The following is a 16602-nucleotide window of genomic DNA, read 5'->3' as shown; positions in this document are numbered from 1 at the left end:
CCTCTGCTCGAAAGTGGATCTCAATGCGGGAACGCAAGTGCGCTCCCGGGTATCGGAGGGCCTTGTCCCGTTGAATCGATGTATGTCAATATTGACGGGTGTCGAATAAGAACTTGCTTCTCTTGCCAGGCCGCGGCCTGAGTGGTGACGAGACCGGAGCGGTTACCCCGCTGCTGAAGGCGCTCGCGGATCCGGTTCGGCTGCGGTTGCTGTCGGAGGTCGCCGCGCATCCGGGAGGTGAGGCGTGCGTGTGCGACATCTCCGGGCCGTTCGAGCTGTCGCAGCCGACGATCTCGCATCATCTCAAGGTGCTGCGTCAGGCGGGTCTGGTGACGAGCGAACGCCGCGCGACCTGGGTGTACTACCGTGTGAACACCGAAGCACTGCAACAACTGTCGGTCCTGCTGGGCGATCTCGCCATGGTTGTGGGGGAAACTCGTTCGTGCGAGGCCGACCAGTGACCACCACCGACACCGCGGTCGCGGCGAAGTTGTCGATGCTCGACCGGTTCCTGCCGGTGTGGATCGGCGCAGCAATGGTCGCGGGCCTGATGCTGGGCCGCACCGTTCCCGGCCTGGGTGACGCCCTGGCGGCCGTGGAGATCGACGGCATCTCGCTGCCAATCGCTCTCGGACTGCTGATCATGATGTATCCGGTGCTGGCCAAGGTGCGCTACGACCGACTCGACTCGGTCACTGGCGATCGTCGCCTGCTCCTGGGATCGCTCCTGCTGAACTGGATCGTCGGACCCGCGTTGATGTTCGCGCTGGCCTGGCTTCTGCTCCCGGACCTACCGGAATACCGGACCGGACTGATCATCGTCGGTCTGGCGCGCTGTATCGCGATGGTCATCATCTGGAACGACCTGGCGTGCGGCGACCGCGAGGCGGCTGCCGTCCTCGTCGCACTGAACTCGGTGTTCCAGGTGATCATGTTCGCCGTGCTGGGCTGGTTCTACCTTTCGGTGCTACCCGGATGGCTCGGCCTGGAACAGACGACCATCGACACCTCGCCGTGGCAGATCGCGAAGTCGGTGCTGATCTTCCTCGGAATCCCGTTGATCGCCGGCTATCTCACCCGCCGCATCGGCGAACGGGCCAGAGGCCGCGAATGGTACGAATCCTCGTTCCTCCCGCGATTGGGGCCGTGGGCCCTCTACGGTCTGCTGTTCACCATCGTCATCCTGTTCGCCTTGCAGGGGGAGCAGATCACCTCTCACCCGTGGGACGTCGTGCGGATCGCGCTGCCGCTGCTGATCTACTTCGCGGTGATGTGGGGTGGCGGATTCGTCCTCGGCGCCGCGATGGGGCTGGGTTACGCACGGACCACCACGCTGGCGTTCACCGCCGCCGGCAACAACTTCGAACTCGCCATCGCCGTCGCGATCGCGACCTATGGTGCGACCTCCGGCCAGGCTCTCGCCGGGGTCATCGGGCCACTGATCGAGGTCCCGGTTCTCGTCGCCCTCGTCTATGTGTCCCTGGCGTTGCGGAAACGCTTCACAACTCCCACTGCTACTAGCCTAGATGTGTCGAAGGAGCCTGCTCGCGATGTCTGAGAATGCGTTGGACGAACACCTACGTCGCGGTGAACACCGCGAGCAGCCCGAACTGTTGATGCCTCATACCGTGTTGGCCCGTACCGCCGCCGACTTGGCCGCCAAGTACGAAGGGGTGGTGTCTCGCCAGACGGTAGAACGCTGTGTCTTCGAGTCCTACACCGTGTTACGGCGTACCTCCCGGGTGCATACGCATCTGACGACCTTGGCGGGCCGGTTCGCGGCTGATCGGTTACGCGCCCTCGCCCAGGCTGAGGGCGCGGTGCCCAAGGATGTGCCCGAGGTTCTCTTCATCTGCGTGCAGAACGCCGGCCGCTCGCAGATGGCCGCAGGATTGTTGACCCATCACGCCGCTGGGCGGGTACACGTGCGCTCAGCCGGGTCAACACCCGCGCACTCGATCAACCCGACCGTCGTCGAAGCAAGGAGCGAGATCGGCGTCGACTTGGGTACGCAGTACCCCAAACCGCTAACCGACGATGTGGTCGCCGCCGCCGACGTGGTCGTAGCGATGGGTTGCGGCGACGCGTGTCCGATCTATCCCGGTAAGCGGTATCTCGACTGGACGGTCTCCGATCCTGAAGGCCGTCCACTAGGCGAGGTTCGCGCCATCCGCGATGACCTTGATGCCCGGGTTCGCGAGCTCCTTGCCGAGCTCACGGCCGACCGTGTGTGACTTTCCGAGCTTTCCTCCACAGCTGAAAGGGCCTGTGTTTCATGTCTTCCTCTCGACCTAGCGTGCTGTTCGTGTGCGTCCACAATGCTGGCCGCTCACAGATGGCCGCGGGGTTCCTCACCGCTCTGAGCCAGGGCAGTGTCGAGGTCCGCTCCGCCGGATCTGCTCCCGCCGACTCAATCAATCCCGCCGCTGTCGCGGCGATGGCCGAAGTCGGTATCGACATCTCCGCGCAGTCACCGAAGATCCTCACCCCCGACACGGTCGAATCCTCCGACGTGGTGATCACCATGGGCTGTGGCGATGCATGTCCAGTATTCCCCGGCGTCAGGTACCGCGACTGGGCCCTCGACGACCCAGCCGGCCAAGGCATTGACGCGGTCCGCCCGATCCGCGATCAGATCCGCGGACTCGTCGAGGACCTCCTCGACGAACTCGTACCCGCCGACCAGCAGGTCGGCCGGTGAGCACGACACCGCAGGTGCTGTTCGTGTGCGTGTCCAATCGCGGCAAATCGGTGATGGCCGAACATCTCACACCGACAGTCACCGCCCGGATCACCCCATCCTCGGCCGGCACCAGCGCGAAGATCGGCGGCCAGGTCAACGACCTGTCCGCCCAGGTGCTCGCCGAAGTCGGCGCCACCGTGGACGGACATCAGCCGCGCCAACTCACCGACGAACTGATGCAAACTGCAGATCTCGTCGTGGTGGTCGGCACCGCCGACGTCACCCCACCCGACGGCGTCGCCCTCGAGGTGTGGAACACCGACGAACCCTCCGAACGGGGCATCGACGGCATCGAACGGATGCGGTTGATCCGCGACGACATCACCGCCCGGATCCGCGCCCTCGCCGACCGCATCGCGCGGTAGGCGGGAGCGCGGGCTGAACGTCGGGCTCAGCAGCAGGCCGTGCGCGCTTCGGCCGGTTCGGCGGCGCTGCCACCGCAGCACACCGAACCCTGCTCGGCGTCGTCGGCGGCGGCGTTCTGTTCCAACAGTTTCGGGCTGGTGCCGAAGGTGTCGGAGTCGGCGAGCACGGTGTAGACCTCCCACTTCTCGTTCGCCGGGCCGGTCACCCAGACCTTGTCCTGGGTTGCGAAACAACAGGTGGAGTTGATCTCCTCCTGCGTGAACAGGCCCTCCCCGGACAGCCTGGCGATCTCGGCGTGCACCTTCTCGCTCGATTCGACCTCGACGCCGAGGTGGTTGATCGTGCCGCCCTGGCCGGGGTTCTCTAGCAGCACCAGTTTCAGCGGCGGCTCGACGACCGCGAAATTGGCGTATCCCGGCTTGCGTTTGGCCGGGGTGGTGTTGAACAGCTTGGAGTAGAACTCGATCGCGGTATCGAGATCATCGACGTTGAGCGCCAACTGCATACGGGACATGACCATCACCTTCACCTGTGAGACATATATCGAACTGCGGTCACTCTGCAGCGTGCCCACCTTTTCGACATATGTCAAGTAGGGGCGTACGATCTGGTCATGCCGAAGCCCTTGCCGATGGTCGACATCAGCGCCCCGATCTGCTGCGCACCGGTATCGGCGGCACCGCTCGATGACGACACCGCGCTGCAGATCGCGTTGCGGCTCAAGGCGCTTGCCGATCCCGTTCGGATCAAGCTCGTCTCAATCCTGCTTACCGACACCGGTGACGGGACCTGCACCTGCGACCTCGCGACCGCGGTCGGCCTCACCGAAGCCACCACCAGTCACCACCTGGGGCAGCCCCGCAAAGCCGGCATGGTCACCCCCGAGCGCCGCGGCATGAACGTCTACTACCGAGCGCAACCGGACTCGTTGGAAGCACTACGCAACGTTCTCAGCGCTACGACGGGTTGCTGTTGAACGGCGACGGCACGAACTGAGCGAGCCTTATCCGGGTGTCCTTTTGGCAGGCCAACTCCGGTGTCTTTCAGCAGGTCAGCGAGCATGGCGAGCAATCCAGCTCGGCTGGTGGCGGGCAGATCGGATCGGTGATCACGGCGTGGCCGGCGCCAGCGAGGGCGGTGATGCGGGCGGCGACGCTGACCGCGTGCCCGAACAGGTCTCCGTCGCGGACGACTGCGCTGCCGTAGTGGATCGATCCCGGCGCGTAGGGCGATGAATCCGTCTTGACCGGCGGCCGCGGCCGCGGGGGCGGTGATCGTGGCGAGGATCACTTGGGGGGCGTCGGCGGTGAGCATCACCGCATCGCCGATGGCCTTGACCAGCCGCGTGCCCGGTCGTAGAGCCTGCCTGCCAGGTCTGAGAGGCCAACCGTATGGCCAGTTCTGCGGCTTCCTGGTCGCCGCAGAACTCGGTGAACACGCTGTATCCGGCGAGGTCGACGAACGCCACCGCGACGTCACGCTGCTCGAGCTCGGCGAGCTCGTCCGAGGGAGGGCCATGGTGATGCCCGTGCAGTGGTGGCGTGGTCATCGGTCACCAGCACGGCGGGCACGGAACCGGGCGAGCGCAGGGTTCTCGCGGACCGTGATGTCGGTCAGAGGCAAAGACGTCAGGCGCAGGCGGAGTTCGCCACGGGGGATGAACCGGTGCGGTGCCCCTTCGAGGTTGTGCAGCAGCCGCGCCGGTGCGCTGCCGAGCAGGTCGTAGCCGACCAGCATTCCGCCGGGCGCGAGCACTCGGGCGGCCTCGGCGAGTGCGCGTTCCCAGTCGATGACGTGGTGCAACATGATGAACGAGACGACGGTGTCGAAGCTTCCGTCCTCGAACGGCAGGGCTGTGGCGTCGGCGACCTGGGCGTGAGCGCGGGCCCCGAAACCCTGCAGCCGATCGCTGGCGGCGGCGACCATGACCGGGTCGAAGTCGGTGACGGTCACATCCACGAGTTCGTCGGGGTTGGTGGTGAGGATCTGTTCGGTCATCGCGCCGGCGCCGCCACCGATTTCAAGGACCCGGCCTCGGGGATGGATGCCTTGCAGCGCCCACGGGAGTACCCACCTGCCGGTGGCCGCCTGCCACGGTGCGCTGCGGCAGAACAGAGACTCGATCGTCGACATCGACGGCATACCAACAGCTCCCACCATCTCGCCCGGCCGCGCCTGCTGCCACTTCTTCGTGATGATTCGATTACAGCACACAATGCCGCTATCATCGTCATATGACGATGAATGAGTGCTCGGTGGCGACTGGGGCGGACCTCGATCCCGCGGTGGCGTTGTTCCACAGCCTCTCCGATGGGACCCGTCTGGCAATCGCAACCCGCCTCGCGCACGGTGGCGAGGCCCGGGTGGCGGATCTGATGGCGGAGCTGGGGTTGGCGCAATCGACGGTCTCCGCGCACGTGGCGTGCTTACGGGACTGTGGGCTCGTCGAAGGCCGCCCGCAGGGGCGGCAGGTGTTCTACAGCCTGGCCCGACCGGAGCTGATGGACGTGCTCGCCGCCGCCGAAACCCTCCTGGCAGCGACCGGAAACGCGGTTGTGTTGTGCCCGAACTACGGCACCGACGCCACCACCTCCTGCTGCACAACGGGCGACACGAAGGCGGGGGTGCGGCGATGAGCGACGCATGCGGATGCGGGCACGACGAACCGGCCAGTGAGGACGAGCAGGCTCCGGAGCACTGGTGGCAGGTGCGGGAGCTGCAGGCTGCCGCCGCGGCCGCGGTGTTCCTGCTCGCCGCGTACATCACCAGCTGGTCCGGCGGCCCCGAACCGGTCGCGCTCGCCCTGGAGTGGGTGGCGCTGCTGATCGGGGCGTGGACATTCGTCCCCTCGACCCTGAGCCGGTTGGCGAAGGGCAAAATTGGCGTCGGCACCCTGATGACGATTGCTGCGGTCGGCGCGGTGATCCTCGGCGAGGTCGGCGAAGCCGCGATGCTCGCTGTGCTGTTCTCCATCAGCGAAGGCCTTGAGGAGTACGCCGTCGCCCGCACCCGCCGCGGGCTGCGGGCGCTACTAAATCTGGTCCCGGACTCCGCGACCGTGCTCCGCGACGGCACCCCGGTCACCGTCTCCCCGGCGGAATTGGCCGTCGGGGACCAGATGTTGGTCAAACCCGGCGAGCGGATCGCCACCGACGGCACCATCACCGAAGGCCGCACCGCACTGGATGTTTCGGCGATCACCGGCGAATCCGTGCCTGTCGAAGCCGGACCCGGCACGCAGGTCTACGCCGGGTCGATCAACAGCACCGGCGCCCTGATCGTGCATGTCACCAGCACGGCGGAGAACAACTCGCTGGCCAAGATCGTGCAGATCGTCGAGGCCGAACAGTCCCGCAAGGGCGACGCGCAACGCCTCGCCGACCGGATCGCCAAGCCCCTGGTACCGGCGATCATGATCTTCGCCGCCGCCATTGCGATCCTCGGCTCCCTGCTCGGTGACCCGGCCACGTGGATCGAACGGGCCCTGGTCGTGCTCGTCGCCGCGTCGCCGTGTGCGCTGGCGATCTCTGTGCCGGTGACCGTGGTCGCGGCGATCGGCGCCGCCAGCAAGATCGGCGTCCTGGTCAAAGGAGGTGCCGCCCTCGAAGCCCTCGGCCGGGTCCGCACCGTCGCCCTCGACAAGACCGGCACTCTGACCGCGAACCGGCCCACCGTCGTCGACATCGCCACCACCCCCACCGACACCGCTGCTCCTAGCACCGGGAGCAGCCTGGGCGACCGCACTCCGGGCCAGGAGCGGGTGCTCGCCGTCGCCGCGGCGCTGGAAGCGCACAGCGAACACCCGCTCGCCCGCGCGATCCTCGCCGCCCACGGCGAGACCACCGCCGCGCGCGATGTGCAGGCTGTTCCCGGGGCCGGCCTGACCGGCCTCGTCGACGGACGGCCCGCGCGGCTGGGCCGTCCCGACTGGATCGAGCCCGGCCCGCTCGATGAGCGGGTCGCGGCCATGCAGGCCGACGGCGCCACCGCCGTCCTGATCGAACACGACGGTCAGGTCATCGGCGCGGTCGCCGTCCGTGACGAGCTTCGCCCCGAAGCCGGCGCGGTAATCGAGCACCTGCACCGCATCGGCGCCACGGTCGCGATGCTCACCGGCGACAACACCGCCACCGCCAACGCGCTGGCGAAGATCGCCGGCATCGACGACGTACACGCCGACCTCCGCCCCGAAGACAAGGCCCGCATCATCGGCGACCTCCGAACGAACTCGTTCACCGCGATGGTCGGCGACGGCATCAACGACGCTCCCGCCCTGGCCACCGCCGACCTCGGCATCGCCATGGGCGCAATGGGATCGGACGTAGCGATCGAAACCGCCGACGTCGCCCTCATGGGCGAAGACCTCCGCACCCTCCCGCAGGCACTCGATCACGCCCGCCGCGCCCGGAAGATCATGCTGCAGAACGTCGGCCTGTCCCTCGCCCTGATCGCGATCCTCATCCCTCTCGCGCTGTTCGGGATACTCGGCCTCGCCGCCGTCGTCGCCGTCCACGAACTCGCCGAGATCGTCGTCATCGCCAACGGAGTCCGCGCCGGCCGGGTCAAAGCGCTAGCCCGGGCGAGGACCGGAACTGGCCAGCGGACTCCGTCCGTAGTGACGGTCGGGCAGTGATCACCGCGGTTCCGGTGGCGCACCGCCGCGTACGCCTCACACGGCGGTGCGGGCTGCTGGCCGTCGCTGTCGGACTCGCGGCCACCGATCTGGCCGTCAAGGCATGGGCCACAAGCGCGCTCGCGGACGGCGCAGTCATCGGAACGGGGCCGGTGCAGCTGCGGCTGGCATTCAATCCGGGCGCGGCGTTTTCGATCGCCGCCGATGCCCCGGCATGGGTGCTGCCCACAGTCACCGGAATCATCACCTTCATCGTCGCGGTCACCTCCTGGCGGATGGCGCCAGGCACCGGGCACCTCGGGCGGCTGGGGTTAGCAGCGATCCTCGGCGGGGCAAGCGCCAATCTCATCGATCGGTTCCCCGACGGAGTGGTCACTGACTATCTCCACACCGGTTGGTGGCCAACGTTCAACCTCGCTGACACATTCATCGTCGGCGGCGCTGCCATCTTGATCACCCTCACCGCATTCAGGAGTCCCGACGAACGAGCGCAGCATTCACCCGAGCGCTGACCCCCCCGATCCGGCGCAGGGCCCGGCTGGCCGCGCTGGTCACTGCCCGGCTCACCGTCTGCCCGGAGTCTCGATGGTCCGCTCCCAGAGGAAACGCCAGAGACTCCTCGCTGCCGGATACAGAATCTGATCCGCTTGTAGCGCGCACCCATGAAGACTGAGAACAGACATCAGGTTCATACATTCCGGGCGCTACCCCGAAGGCAACCCCCGGCCTGATGAGACCGATCCTCATTCCCGCCGACATCGCCTCTATGTTGAACGTATGACCAGACCAACCAAGTTCGCGTGGGCGTTCTTCGTAACCATTATCGTCGGTATCGGAGTCGCCGTCCTCGTCGATCAGGACACTTCCACACCCGCCCCGTCCGATACCGCCGCGGTGTCTGATCTGGTGGCCCGGCCCGACAGTCATCGGCTGACGTCGCCTGCGCAGAGCCGGGCGCAATTCGTCGAGTTCCTGGACTTCGAGTGCGAAGCCTGCGGAGCCATCTACCCGGTCATCGAGGATCTGCGGCGAACCTACGGCGACCGCGTTACGTTCGTCGTCCGCTACTTTCCGATGCCCGGACACTTCAACGCCGAACGTGCTGCTCGCGCGGTCGAAGCCGCCGCCCAGCAGGGGCGGTTCGAGCAGATGTACCAGCGCATGTTCACCACCCAAACCCATTGGGGCGAACAGCAAGTCCCCGCTGACGACCTGTTCCGTAGCTTCGCCGTCGACCTCGATCTCGATATGGCGGCCTTCGACACGGTCTACAACAGCCCGGCCACGCTCGAACGGATCCGCGCCGACGTCGCTGACGGTCTGGCTCTCGGGGTCCAAGGCACCCCCACATTCTTCCTCGACGAGAATCGGCTACAACCGAACACGATCGACGACCTCACCGCGGCGGTGCGTGCAGCGGCGTCTGAATGATCTCAGGGGCTAGGCGGCAGCCTCCGCGATGGGCGGGCCGGCGCCCCTCGGAGTCCATTCTCGGCCATCACGGATGAGTGCCCACACAACATCAATCAACCGTCTGGCCAGCGAGATGAGCGCATGCACGTGAGAGCGGTTCTCGCGTCGTTTGCGCTGGTAGAACTCCCGTGATGGTCCGTCGCGTTGCGAGCTGTTGAGTGCGGCCATGTAGAACACCTTCCGCAGACCCCGGTGGTAGCGCTGCGGTCTACGCAATGTGCCCCGCCGGTTACCTGAATCATGCGGGACGGGAGCAAGACCGGCGTAGGCAGCCAGTTTGGCAGCCGAGCCGAACGACGTGAGGTCGCCACCAGTGAACGCGATGAGTTCGGCACCACTTCGGGTGCCGATACCGGGTACGGATTCAAGAATCCGGGCGTGGCGGTCTCGGCGGAACACCTCGGCGATCTGTTTATCCAGGTAGGTGATCTGGCGAGTGAGCGCCATCAGCGAGGTAGCCGCCTGCTGCACCAGCAATGCCGTGGTCGCCTCACCAGGCAGAGCGACGGTCTGCGCGGCCGCGGCGGCACGCGCCTTGCTGATCATCTTCGGGATGGTCGGCCGGCGGACTCCTTGACCGCGTAGGTGGTCGTAAATCTCCTCGTCGGAGACCCCATCAATCGCCGACGGTGTGGTGAAGCGGGTGACGAACGCCAAACCAGTCAACGTCGAGTAGTCGAAGCACCGTTCGAGACCGGGGAAGATGCGGGTCAGCAGGCCGCGCAGTCGATTGATGCCTCGTGTGCGTTCGGTGACCAAGTCGCGGCGATGCCCGGTCAACAGGTCGAGTTCGATCGCGACGTCATCAGGGACCGCGACCGTCGCGAGATCACCACGCAGGCGCGCGGTCTGGGCGATCACCACCGCGTCGCGGGCGTCGGTTTTGCCTTCGCCGGCGAAAGCGCCGGTCATGCTGTGCACAACGCGACCAGGTACATAGCGAATGTGTTGGCCGCGGCGGGACAACACCCCTCGGAGGAGGGCCGATTCCGGCGCGGTCATGTCGATCGCCCACACCACCGATTCGACACGGCACGCCTGGTCCACAATCGCTTCGATGGCCGCCTGATCGTTCGGTACCCGACGTGACCACAGCACCGTCCCCGCGTCGTCCACAGCGGCGGCGTGGTGTGCGTGACGGCCGACATCGATTCCTACCCAGATTGTTTCGACCACATGAACCTCTCTGCTCGAACCTGTTGACCTCGTCAGGGGTTGTTTCGCCGGCGCACCTTTACACAGCGACAAGTTCGCGAACACTTCTCAATCAGCGGCCGAAACGACCCGTCACGGTCCGGGGTGGCCTTCCACGCCGAGCCACCGAGGGCACACAGGTGATTGTCGAGCCACGCCCCGAACCGCGGACGAGCGTCCGAGGCGACCGCCCCGGACGTACTCCAACGTAAAGGCGATTGTGCGTACGGCTGGGCTACTGGCCCATTGACTTGCGGATCTCCTCGAGACGCTTCTTCGCTGCCTCGTCGCGCTTGCGCATCATCTCGTCGACGCTCTGACCCTCGGCACTCGCCTCGGCGAGATCCTGGGAGCCGATGGCGGTATTGATCCGGTTCTCGATCTTGTCGCGGACGAAGTCGAAGGTCGGGACACCGCTGTCGGTGTAGTCGGGATCGGGGAGGGTTCCCGGCACCGGACCGGTGTGCACGATCTCCGCGTCGATGACGTCGTCAGACGGGGGCGTGTTCGGTGCGTCGGACTCTCCGGGATTCGTCATGAGTCCAGGTTAGTGGTTTCGACACGGCTCGTCGCTACGCTCCTCGCCTGCTCAACCAGCAGAACCCCGCCGGCCGAGTAGGGACGACCGAGCGAAGCGAGGACGCCGCAGCAGATTCGTTCAGCAGAACCCTGCCGGCCGAGTAGCGACGACCGAGCGAAGCGAGGACGCCGCGTATCGAGGTCCGCCTACTTCTTCGGGGCCCTCACCGGGCCGGTGTACTTCTCGCCGGGTCCTTCGCCGGGCTCGTCCGGGTATGCGCTGGCCTCACGGAAGGCGAGCTGCAGGCCCTTGAGGCCGTCGCGGATCGGGGCGGCATGGATGCCGAGGTCGGCCTTCGACGCATCGACGAGGCCGGCCAGGGCGGTGATGAGGGTACGGGCCTCGGGCAGGTCGATCCGGTCCTCCGGGGTGCCCTCGGCCAGGCCCAACTTCTCGGCGGCGGCACTCATGAGCATCACGATCGACCGGGTGATGACCTCGATGGCCGGAATATCTCCCAGGTCACGGACGTTGTCGAAGTCAGTGCGTGCCGCATCATCGATGTCGGCGCCACTGCCCGTCGCACCCTCCTGGGGTGTCGGTGCTTGTGACGAATTGGGGTTCTCGGCCATGGATGTTAGACTCCCATAGCACGACCGCCCTGGTATGCGCCGGGGTCGTAAGTGGAGTTCCGCTCCCACCGTTCGACGCGAGTCCTCGCCTGGCGAGTTCCCGCAGTTGTACGGTCCGGTTCACGCCGATCGTCGCAGATCTCATCCTCGTCGATGTGACTCGAGAGATCAGCAGTGCTGTGCCTAGTGCGCAGTATATGAATCGGTCGGTATCGGAGCCCCGCGGACATCTGTCCCGGGGCTCGTTTGCTGAGGTTTGCGCCGTTCTCCTGCACACGACCCTCGCCACGACGCGACGGTTACCACTGCAGGATTGAACTAGGAGGCCCCATCAGCACTGAGACCCGCATCAACGAGCGCATCCGCGTCCCTGAGGTCCGACTCGTCGGACCCAACTCGGAGCAGGTGGGCATCGTGCGTGTTGAAGATGCGCTTCGCTTGGCTTACGAGGCCGACCTCGACCTGGTCGAGGTGGCTCCGGACGCCCGTCCGCCGGTCTGCAAGATCATGGACTACGGCAAGTTCAAGTACGAAGCGGCCCAGAAGCAGCGCGAATCGCGTCGCAATCAGCAGATGACCGTCATCAAGGAGCAGAAGCTCCGACCCAAGATCGACGACCACGACTACGAGACCAAGAAGGGTCACGTCGTCCGGTTCCTCGAGGCGGGGTCAAAGGTGAAGGTGACCATCATGTTCCGCGGCCGCGAGCAGTCCCGTCCTGAGCTCGGCTACCGCCTGTTGCAGCGCCTGGGCAACGATGTCGCCGACTACGGCTTCGTCGAGACCTCGGCCAAGCAGGACGGTCGCAATATGACGATGGTCCTCGCCCCGCACAAGGGTGCGAAGACCCGCCAGAAGGCGCAAGAGAGCCGCGAACGTTCCGGCGGCCCGAAGAACGCGCCGGACGAGAGCTGAGCCGTTCGGCCGGACGCGGGTGCATGCCCCGTCCCGGTCGAGATCACGAGACGTGAACCCGGATTCCAGCCGGACCTGATCAGGTTCGGCTGCCGGAGTTCGCCCGACAGAAGGAAAGACATGCCTAAGAGCAAGACCCACAAGGGCACCGCGAAGCGATTCAAGGTGACCGGCAGCGGCAAGATCGTCCGTCAGAAGGCCAACCGCCGCCACCTGCTGGAGCACAAGCCCTCCAAGCGCACCCGTCGTCTCGACGGCACCACCGTCGTCAGCGAGAACGACGCCCCTCGCATCAAGCGCCTGCTGAACATCTGACGCGCGCGAACCCTGACCTCTGACAAGCAAAAGGATTTAACACATGGCACGCGTGAAAAGGGCAGTGAACGCCCAGAAGAAGCGTCGGTCCACCCTCGAGGCCTCGAAGGGCTACCGCGGCCAGCGGTCGCGCCTCTACCGCAAGGCCAAGGAGCAGCAGCTCCACTCGATGACCTATGCCTACCGGGACCGTCGCGCCCGCAAGGGTGAGTTCCGGAAGCTGTGGATCGCGCGTATCAACGCTGCGGCCCGCGCCAACGACATCACCTACAACCGCTTCATCCAGGGCCTCAAGGCCGCTGGTGTCGAGGTCGACCGCAAGGTGCTCGCCGACATCGCGGTGACCGATCCCGAGGCCTTCACCGGCCTGGTCGAGGTCGCCCGCAAGGCCCTGCCGGCCGACGTCAACGCCCCGGCTGCCTGATTGCGCCACACCACACACGACCCGCGAGTCGCCCGAGGGATGATCCGATGACGGAGATCCTGTCCGAGCGATCCTCGCGGGTCGTGTCGTATGCGAAGCTCCATCGCGCTGCCGAGCGGCGTGAGCAGGGGCGTTTCCTCGCCGAGGGGGCCAACTCGGTGTCCTCGGCTCTCGCGGTCGACCGCGCCGAGGTGGTGCTGGTCGCCGACGAGGACCAGCTCCGGCATCAGGGGATCACCGCCGCCGCCGAGGCGGCCGGCGTCCCGGTTCTCGTGATCTCCGCCCGTGCGGCGTCGAAGCTCGCGGAGACCTCGACCCCGCCCGGGATCTTCGCTGTCTGCCCGCTCCTCGACGTGCCGCTCGAGGCCGTCCTCGCCGACGAGCCGCGGCTCCTCGCGATCGCCGTCGAACCGCGGGAACCCGGCAACGCCGGAACCCTCATCCGATGCGCCGACGCGATGGGCGCCGATGCGGTCGTGCTGCTCGGTGACGCCGTCGATCCCCACAACGGCAAGTGCGTCCGCGCGAGCGCCGGGAGCGTGTTCACCGTGCCGGTGGTGCGTCAGCGCGCCCTGACCGAGGGTCTCGACGCCATCGCCGGCGCCGGCATCTCGCTGCTCGCGACGGCCGCCGACGGCGAGGTGAACCTCGATCACGCCGCCGAGGTGCTGTCCGGCCGGGTCGGCTGGCTCTTCGGTAACGAGGCCCACGGCCTGTCCGCCGACATCCAGGCGGCCACCGACCACCGGGTGTCCATCCCCATCCGCGGTCGCGCGGAGAGTCTCAACGTCGCCGCCGCGGCAGCGATCTGTCTGTACGAGAGTGCGCGTGTCCACAATGCGGTGGGTCGCGGCTGACAGCTGTCCGAGGCGGCCGGTAGGGTCGGCGATCGTGTCAGAAACCGTGTCACCCGCGTCCGTGCCCCAGCCCGAGTCCGCTCCCGCAGTCCCCGCCCCATCGGATGCCGCGACCCCGCAGACCGTGCCCACCCCCGATCCCGCGGTCGTGAACGCCCGCGTCGCGTCGGCGATCGCCACCGAACTCGGCGTCGGCGTCGGACAGGTCCGGGCCGCGATCGAACTACTCGACGGCGGGTCGACCGTCCCGTTCGTCGCCCGGTACCGCAAAGAGGTCACCGGCGGTCTCGACGACACCCAACTGCGCACCCTCGACGAGCGTCTCGGATACCTGCGCGACCTCGAGGCCCGGCGTCAGTCGGTCCGCGAGTCGATCGCCGCACAGGGCAAGCTCGACGCCGAACTCGACGCACGAATCCTCGCGGCCGACACCAAGGCCCGCCTCGAGGACATCTACCTGCCGTACAAGCCCAAGCGCCGCACCAAGGCCCAGATCGCCCGCGAGGCCGGGCACGAGCCGGTGGCCGACGCGCTGCTGTCGGATCCGCCCACCGATCCGTCGACCTTCACCGCCGAACAGCTCGACGGCGCCCGCGCGATCGCCGTCGAGCGGTTCGCCGAGGATGCCGACCTGGTCGGTGAACTGCGTGAACTGATGTGGCAGACCGGCGTGCTGCGGACTGCCGTCCGCGAGGGCAAGGAGGCGGCCGGCGCCAAGTTCGCCGACTACTTCGACTTCTCCGAACCCTTCACCTCGATCCCGTCGCACCGGGTGCTCGCGGTGCTTCGCGGAGAACGCGAGGAGATCCTCTCGGTCACCCTCGACGCCGATCCCGAGGCGGCCGATCGTCCGGCCGGACCCGGTCCCTACGAGCAGCGCATCGCTGCCCGGTTCGGGATCTCCGATCAGGGCCGTCCCGCCGACCGCTGGCTCGCCGACGCCGTCCGCTGGGCGTGGCGCACCAAGCTGTTCGTCGGACTCTCGCTCGACGTCCGGATGCGTCTGCGCCAGGCCGCCGAGGCCGACGCGGTGGCCGTCTTCGCCACCAACCTCAAGGACCTGCTCCTGGCCGCCCCGGCCGGCGCCCGCACCACGATGGGCCTCGACCCCGGCCTGCGGACCGGCGTGAAGGTGGCCGTGGTCAACGAGACCGGCAAGGTCGTCGACACGGCCACCATCTATCCGCACGAGCCGCGTCGCGACAAGGCCGGTGCGCTGGCGGTGCTGGGTGCACTCGTCCAGAAGCACGGCGTCGATCTGATCGCGATCGGCAACGGCACCGCGTCGCGGGAGACCGACGCCCTGGCCGGCGAACTGATCGCCGCGATCAAGGACTCCGGTAAGAAGCCGCCGACGAGCGTCGTGGTCTCGGAGGCCGGGGCATCGGTGTACTCGGCGTCGGCGTACGCCTCGAAGGAACTGCCCGACCTCGACGTGTCGATCCGTGGCGCCGTGTCGATCGCCCGCCGCCTGCAGGACCCGCTCGCGGAACTGGTGAAGATCGATCCCAAGTCGATCGGCGTCGGCCAGTACCAGCACGACGTCTCCGAGACGCTGCTCGCCCGGTCGCTCGGCGCCGTGGTCGAGGATGCGGTGAACGCGGTGGGCGTGGACGTGAACACCGCGTCGGTGCCGCTGCTGTCCCGCGTCTCCGGCATCACTGCCGGTCTCGCGGAATCGATTGTCGCCCATCGTGACTCGAACGGCGCCTTCCGCAGCCGCAAGCAGATCACCGATGTCCCGCGCCTCGGACCCAAGGCGTTCGAGCAGTGTGCCGGTTTCCTCCGGATCACCGACGGCGACAACCCGCTCGACGCGTCCAGCGTGCACCCGGAGGCCTACCCGGTCGTCACCCGGATTCTCGACAAGGTCGGCACCGACGTCCGCTCGCTGATCGGCGACACCGCGACCCTCACCAAGCTGCGTCCCGACGACTTCGTCGACGAGACCTTCGGTCGTCCGACCGTCATCGACATCATCGCCGAGCTCGACAAGCCGGGTCGCGACCCGCGCCCGGAGTTCAAGACCGCAACCTTCGCCGCCGGCATCGAGAAGGTCTCCGACCTCACGCCCGGCATGGTGCTGGAAGGTCAGGTCACCAACGTGGCGGCCTTCGGTGCCTTCGTCGACGTGGGCGTCCACCAGGACGGCCTGGTCCACGTCTCGGCCATGGCCCACCGCTTCGTCTCCGATCCGCACGAGGTCGTGAAGTCCGGCGACATCGTCAAGGTGAAGGTCATGGACGTCGACGTCGAACGCAAGCGGATCGGCCTGTCCCTGCGCCTCGACGACGAGCCGGGAGCCGGCAACGCCGGTGGCAAGGGCGGCGCCCGTGCGCCCCGCAGCGACAACGGCGCCAATCGCGGTGGCGGTCAGCGCCGCAACGAACAGCGCGGTCAGGGCGGTCGCGGCAACCAGGGCAACCGCGGGGGCGGCAACAACCGCAACGATCGCAGGCCCGCACCGAGCGGTGCGATGGCCGACGCCCTCAAGCGCGCCGGCTTCGGCAAGTAGCTCTTTCGACAAAGG

General features: G+C 67.0%; 20 protein-coding genes. 15 read left to right on the top strand and 5 right to left on the bottom strand.

Annotated features, from left to right (window positions below):
• Positions 1–98: 98 nt before the first annotated feature.
• From C5O27_RS17445 to C5O27_RS17425, 5 genes are read left to right on the top strand one after another with little or no spacing between them, the layout of a single operon-like run.
• Positions 99–461, top strand: a complete 363-nt coding sequence (locus C5O27_RS17445) for an ArsR/SmtB family transcription factor (protein ID WP_020173050.1) — start codon at positions 99–101, stop codon at positions 459–461.
• Positions 458–1558, top strand: coding sequence for an ACR3 family arsenite efflux transporter (gene arsB, locus C5O27_RS17440; protein WP_127963116.1), 1101 nt, complete (start codon positions 458–460; stop codon positions 1556–1558). Before C5O27_RS17445 ends, arsB begins: the two co-directional genes overlap by 4 nt.
• Positions 1551–2234 (top strand): arsenate reductase/protein-tyrosine-phosphatase family protein, encoded by a 684-nt coding sequence (locus tag C5O27_RS17435; RefSeq protein ID WP_127963115.1) that lies wholly within the window; start codon positions 1551–1553, stop codon positions 2232–2234. Before arsB ends, C5O27_RS17435 begins: the two co-directional genes overlap by 8 nt.
• Before the next feature lie 41 nt (positions 2235–2275).
• Positions 2276–2701, top strand: a complete 426-nt coding sequence (locus C5O27_RS17430; protein WP_006360546.1) for an arsenate reductase ArsC — start codon at positions 2276–2278, stop codon at positions 2699–2701.
• Positions 2698–3108, top strand: a complete 411-nt coding sequence (locus tag C5O27_RS17425; protein ID WP_005193685.1) for an arsenate-mycothiol transferase ArsC — start codon at positions 2698–2700, stop codon at positions 3106–3108. The genes C5O27_RS17430 and C5O27_RS17425 overlap by 4 nt, the downstream gene beginning before the upstream one ends.
• Positions 3109–3134: 26 nt before the next feature.
• Here the strand turns inward: C5O27_RS17425 and C5O27_RS17420 are convergent, their stop codons facing one another.
• Positions 3135–3623, bottom strand: a complete 489-nt coding sequence (locus tag C5O27_RS17420) for an ArsI/CadI family heavy metal resistance metalloenzyme (protein ID WP_174351863.1) — start codon at positions 3621–3623, stop codon at positions 3135–3137.
• A 99-nt stretch (positions 3624–3722) separates the two neighbouring features.
• Here C5O27_RS17420 and C5O27_RS17415 point away from each other — a divergent pair, with 99 nt between their 5' ends.
• Entirely contained in the window at positions 3723–4085 is a 363-nt protein-coding gene (locus C5O27_RS17415; protein WP_127963114.1) for an Rv2640c family ArsR-like transcriptional regulator, read from the top strand.
• Positions 4086–4654: 569 nt separating this feature from the next.
• On the opposite strand, the gene C5O27_RS17410 is transcribed toward C5O27_RS17415, so the two are convergent.
• Positions 4655–5251: a class I SAM-dependent methyltransferase gene (locus tag C5O27_RS17410; RefSeq protein ID WP_005193680.1), complete on the bottom strand. Its 597-nt coding sequence runs from the start codon at positions 5249–5251 to the stop codon at positions 4655–4657.
• A gap of 92 nt (positions 5252–5343) precedes the next feature.
• On the opposite strand from C5O27_RS17410, the gene C5O27_RS17405 reads away from it, so the two are divergent.
• The 4 genes from C5O27_RS17405 to C5O27_RS17390 all read left to right on the top strand — a co-directional run bounded on the left by C5O27_RS17405 (position 5344) and on the right by C5O27_RS17390 (position 9173).
• Positions 5344–5745, top strand: coding sequence for an ArsR/SmtB family transcription factor (locus C5O27_RS17405; protein ID WP_010844639.1), 402 nt, complete (start codon positions 5344–5346; stop codon positions 5743–5745).
• Entirely contained in the window at positions 5742–7742 is a 2001-nt protein-coding gene (locus C5O27_RS17400; protein ID WP_127963113.1) for a heavy metal translocating P-type ATPase, read from the top strand. The genes C5O27_RS17405 and C5O27_RS17400 overlap by 4 nt, the downstream gene beginning before the upstream one ends.
• Positions 7739–8254, top strand: a complete 516-nt coding sequence (locus tag C5O27_RS17395; protein WP_005193672.1) for a signal peptidase II — start codon at positions 7739–7741, stop codon at positions 8252–8254. The genes C5O27_RS17400 and C5O27_RS17395 overlap by 4 nt, the downstream gene beginning before the upstream one ends.
• A gap of 265 nt (positions 8255–8519) precedes the next feature.
• On the top strand, positions 8520–9173 hold the full coding sequence (locus C5O27_RS17390) for a DsbA family protein (RefSeq protein ID WP_006360542.1): 654 nt from the start codon (positions 8520–8522) through the stop codon (positions 9171–9173).
• Positions 9174–9182: 9 nt separating this feature from the next.
• Here C5O27_RS17390 and C5O27_RS17385 read toward each other — a convergent pair whose 3' ends face one another.
• The 3 genes from C5O27_RS17385 to C5O27_RS17375 all read right to left on the bottom strand — a co-directional run bounded on the left by C5O27_RS17385 (position 9183) and on the right by C5O27_RS17375 (position 11561).
• Positions 9183–10391, bottom strand: a complete 1209-nt coding sequence (locus tag C5O27_RS17385) for an IS110 family RNA-guided transposase (protein WP_005193666.1) — start codon at positions 10389–10391, stop codon at positions 9183–9185.
• Between the two features lie 253 nt (positions 10392–10644).
• Complete coding sequence (locus C5O27_RS17380; RefSeq protein WP_006360761.1) at positions 10645–10947, bottom strand: hypothetical protein; 303 nt, start codon at positions 10945–10947, stop codon at positions 10645–10647.
• Positions 10948–11135: 188 nt separating this feature from the next.
• Complete coding sequence (locus C5O27_RS17375; RefSeq protein WP_006868217.1) at positions 11136–11561, bottom strand: DUF1844 domain-containing protein; 426 nt, start codon at positions 11559–11561, stop codon at positions 11136–11138.
• A 312-nt stretch (positions 11562–11873) separates the two neighbouring features.
• Between C5O27_RS17375 and infC the strand changes: the two genes are divergently transcribed.
• From infC to C5O27_RS17350, 5 genes are all read left to right on the top strand, one after another.
• The gene (gene infC / locus C5O27_RS17370) at positions 11874–12476 is read left to right on the top strand and encodes a translation initiation factor IF-3 (protein WP_081712428.1); all 603 of its coding nucleotides are present in this window, start codon (positions 11874–11876) and stop codon (positions 12474–12476) included.
• Positions 12477–12596: 120 nt separating this feature from the next.
• On the top strand, positions 12597–12791 hold the full coding sequence (rpmI, locus tag C5O27_RS17365; protein ID WP_006360758.1) for a 50S ribosomal protein L35: 195 nt from the start codon (positions 12597–12599) through the stop codon (positions 12789–12791).
• A 43-nt stretch (positions 12792–12834) separates the two neighbouring features.
• Positions 12835–13215, top strand: a complete 381-nt coding sequence (rplT, locus tag C5O27_RS17360) for a 50S ribosomal protein L20 (RefSeq protein WP_005178731.1) — start codon at positions 12835–12837, stop codon at positions 13213–13215.
• Between the two features lie 47 nt (positions 13216–13262).
• Entirely contained in the window at positions 13263–14072 is an 810-nt protein-coding gene (locus C5O27_RS17355) for a TrmH family RNA methyltransferase (protein WP_127963250.1), read from the top strand.
• 46 nt (positions 14073–14118) lie between these two features.
• The gene (locus tag C5O27_RS17350; protein ID WP_127963868.1) at positions 14119–16587 is read left to right on the top strand and encodes a Tex family protein; all 2469 of its coding nucleotides are present in this window, start codon (positions 14119–14121) and stop codon (positions 16585–16587) included.
• Positions 16588–16602: the final 15 nt, after the last annotated feature.

Source organism: Gordonia alkanivorans, from assembly GCF_004011905.1.
In the GTDB taxonomy this organism is placed as follows: Bacteria; Actinomycetota; Actinomycetes; order Mycobacteriales; family Mycobacteriaceae; genus Gordonia; species Gordonia alkanivorans.
Note: the sequence above shows the minus strand (reverse complement) of the source record. Positions and strands in the feature narration are given on the sequence as shown.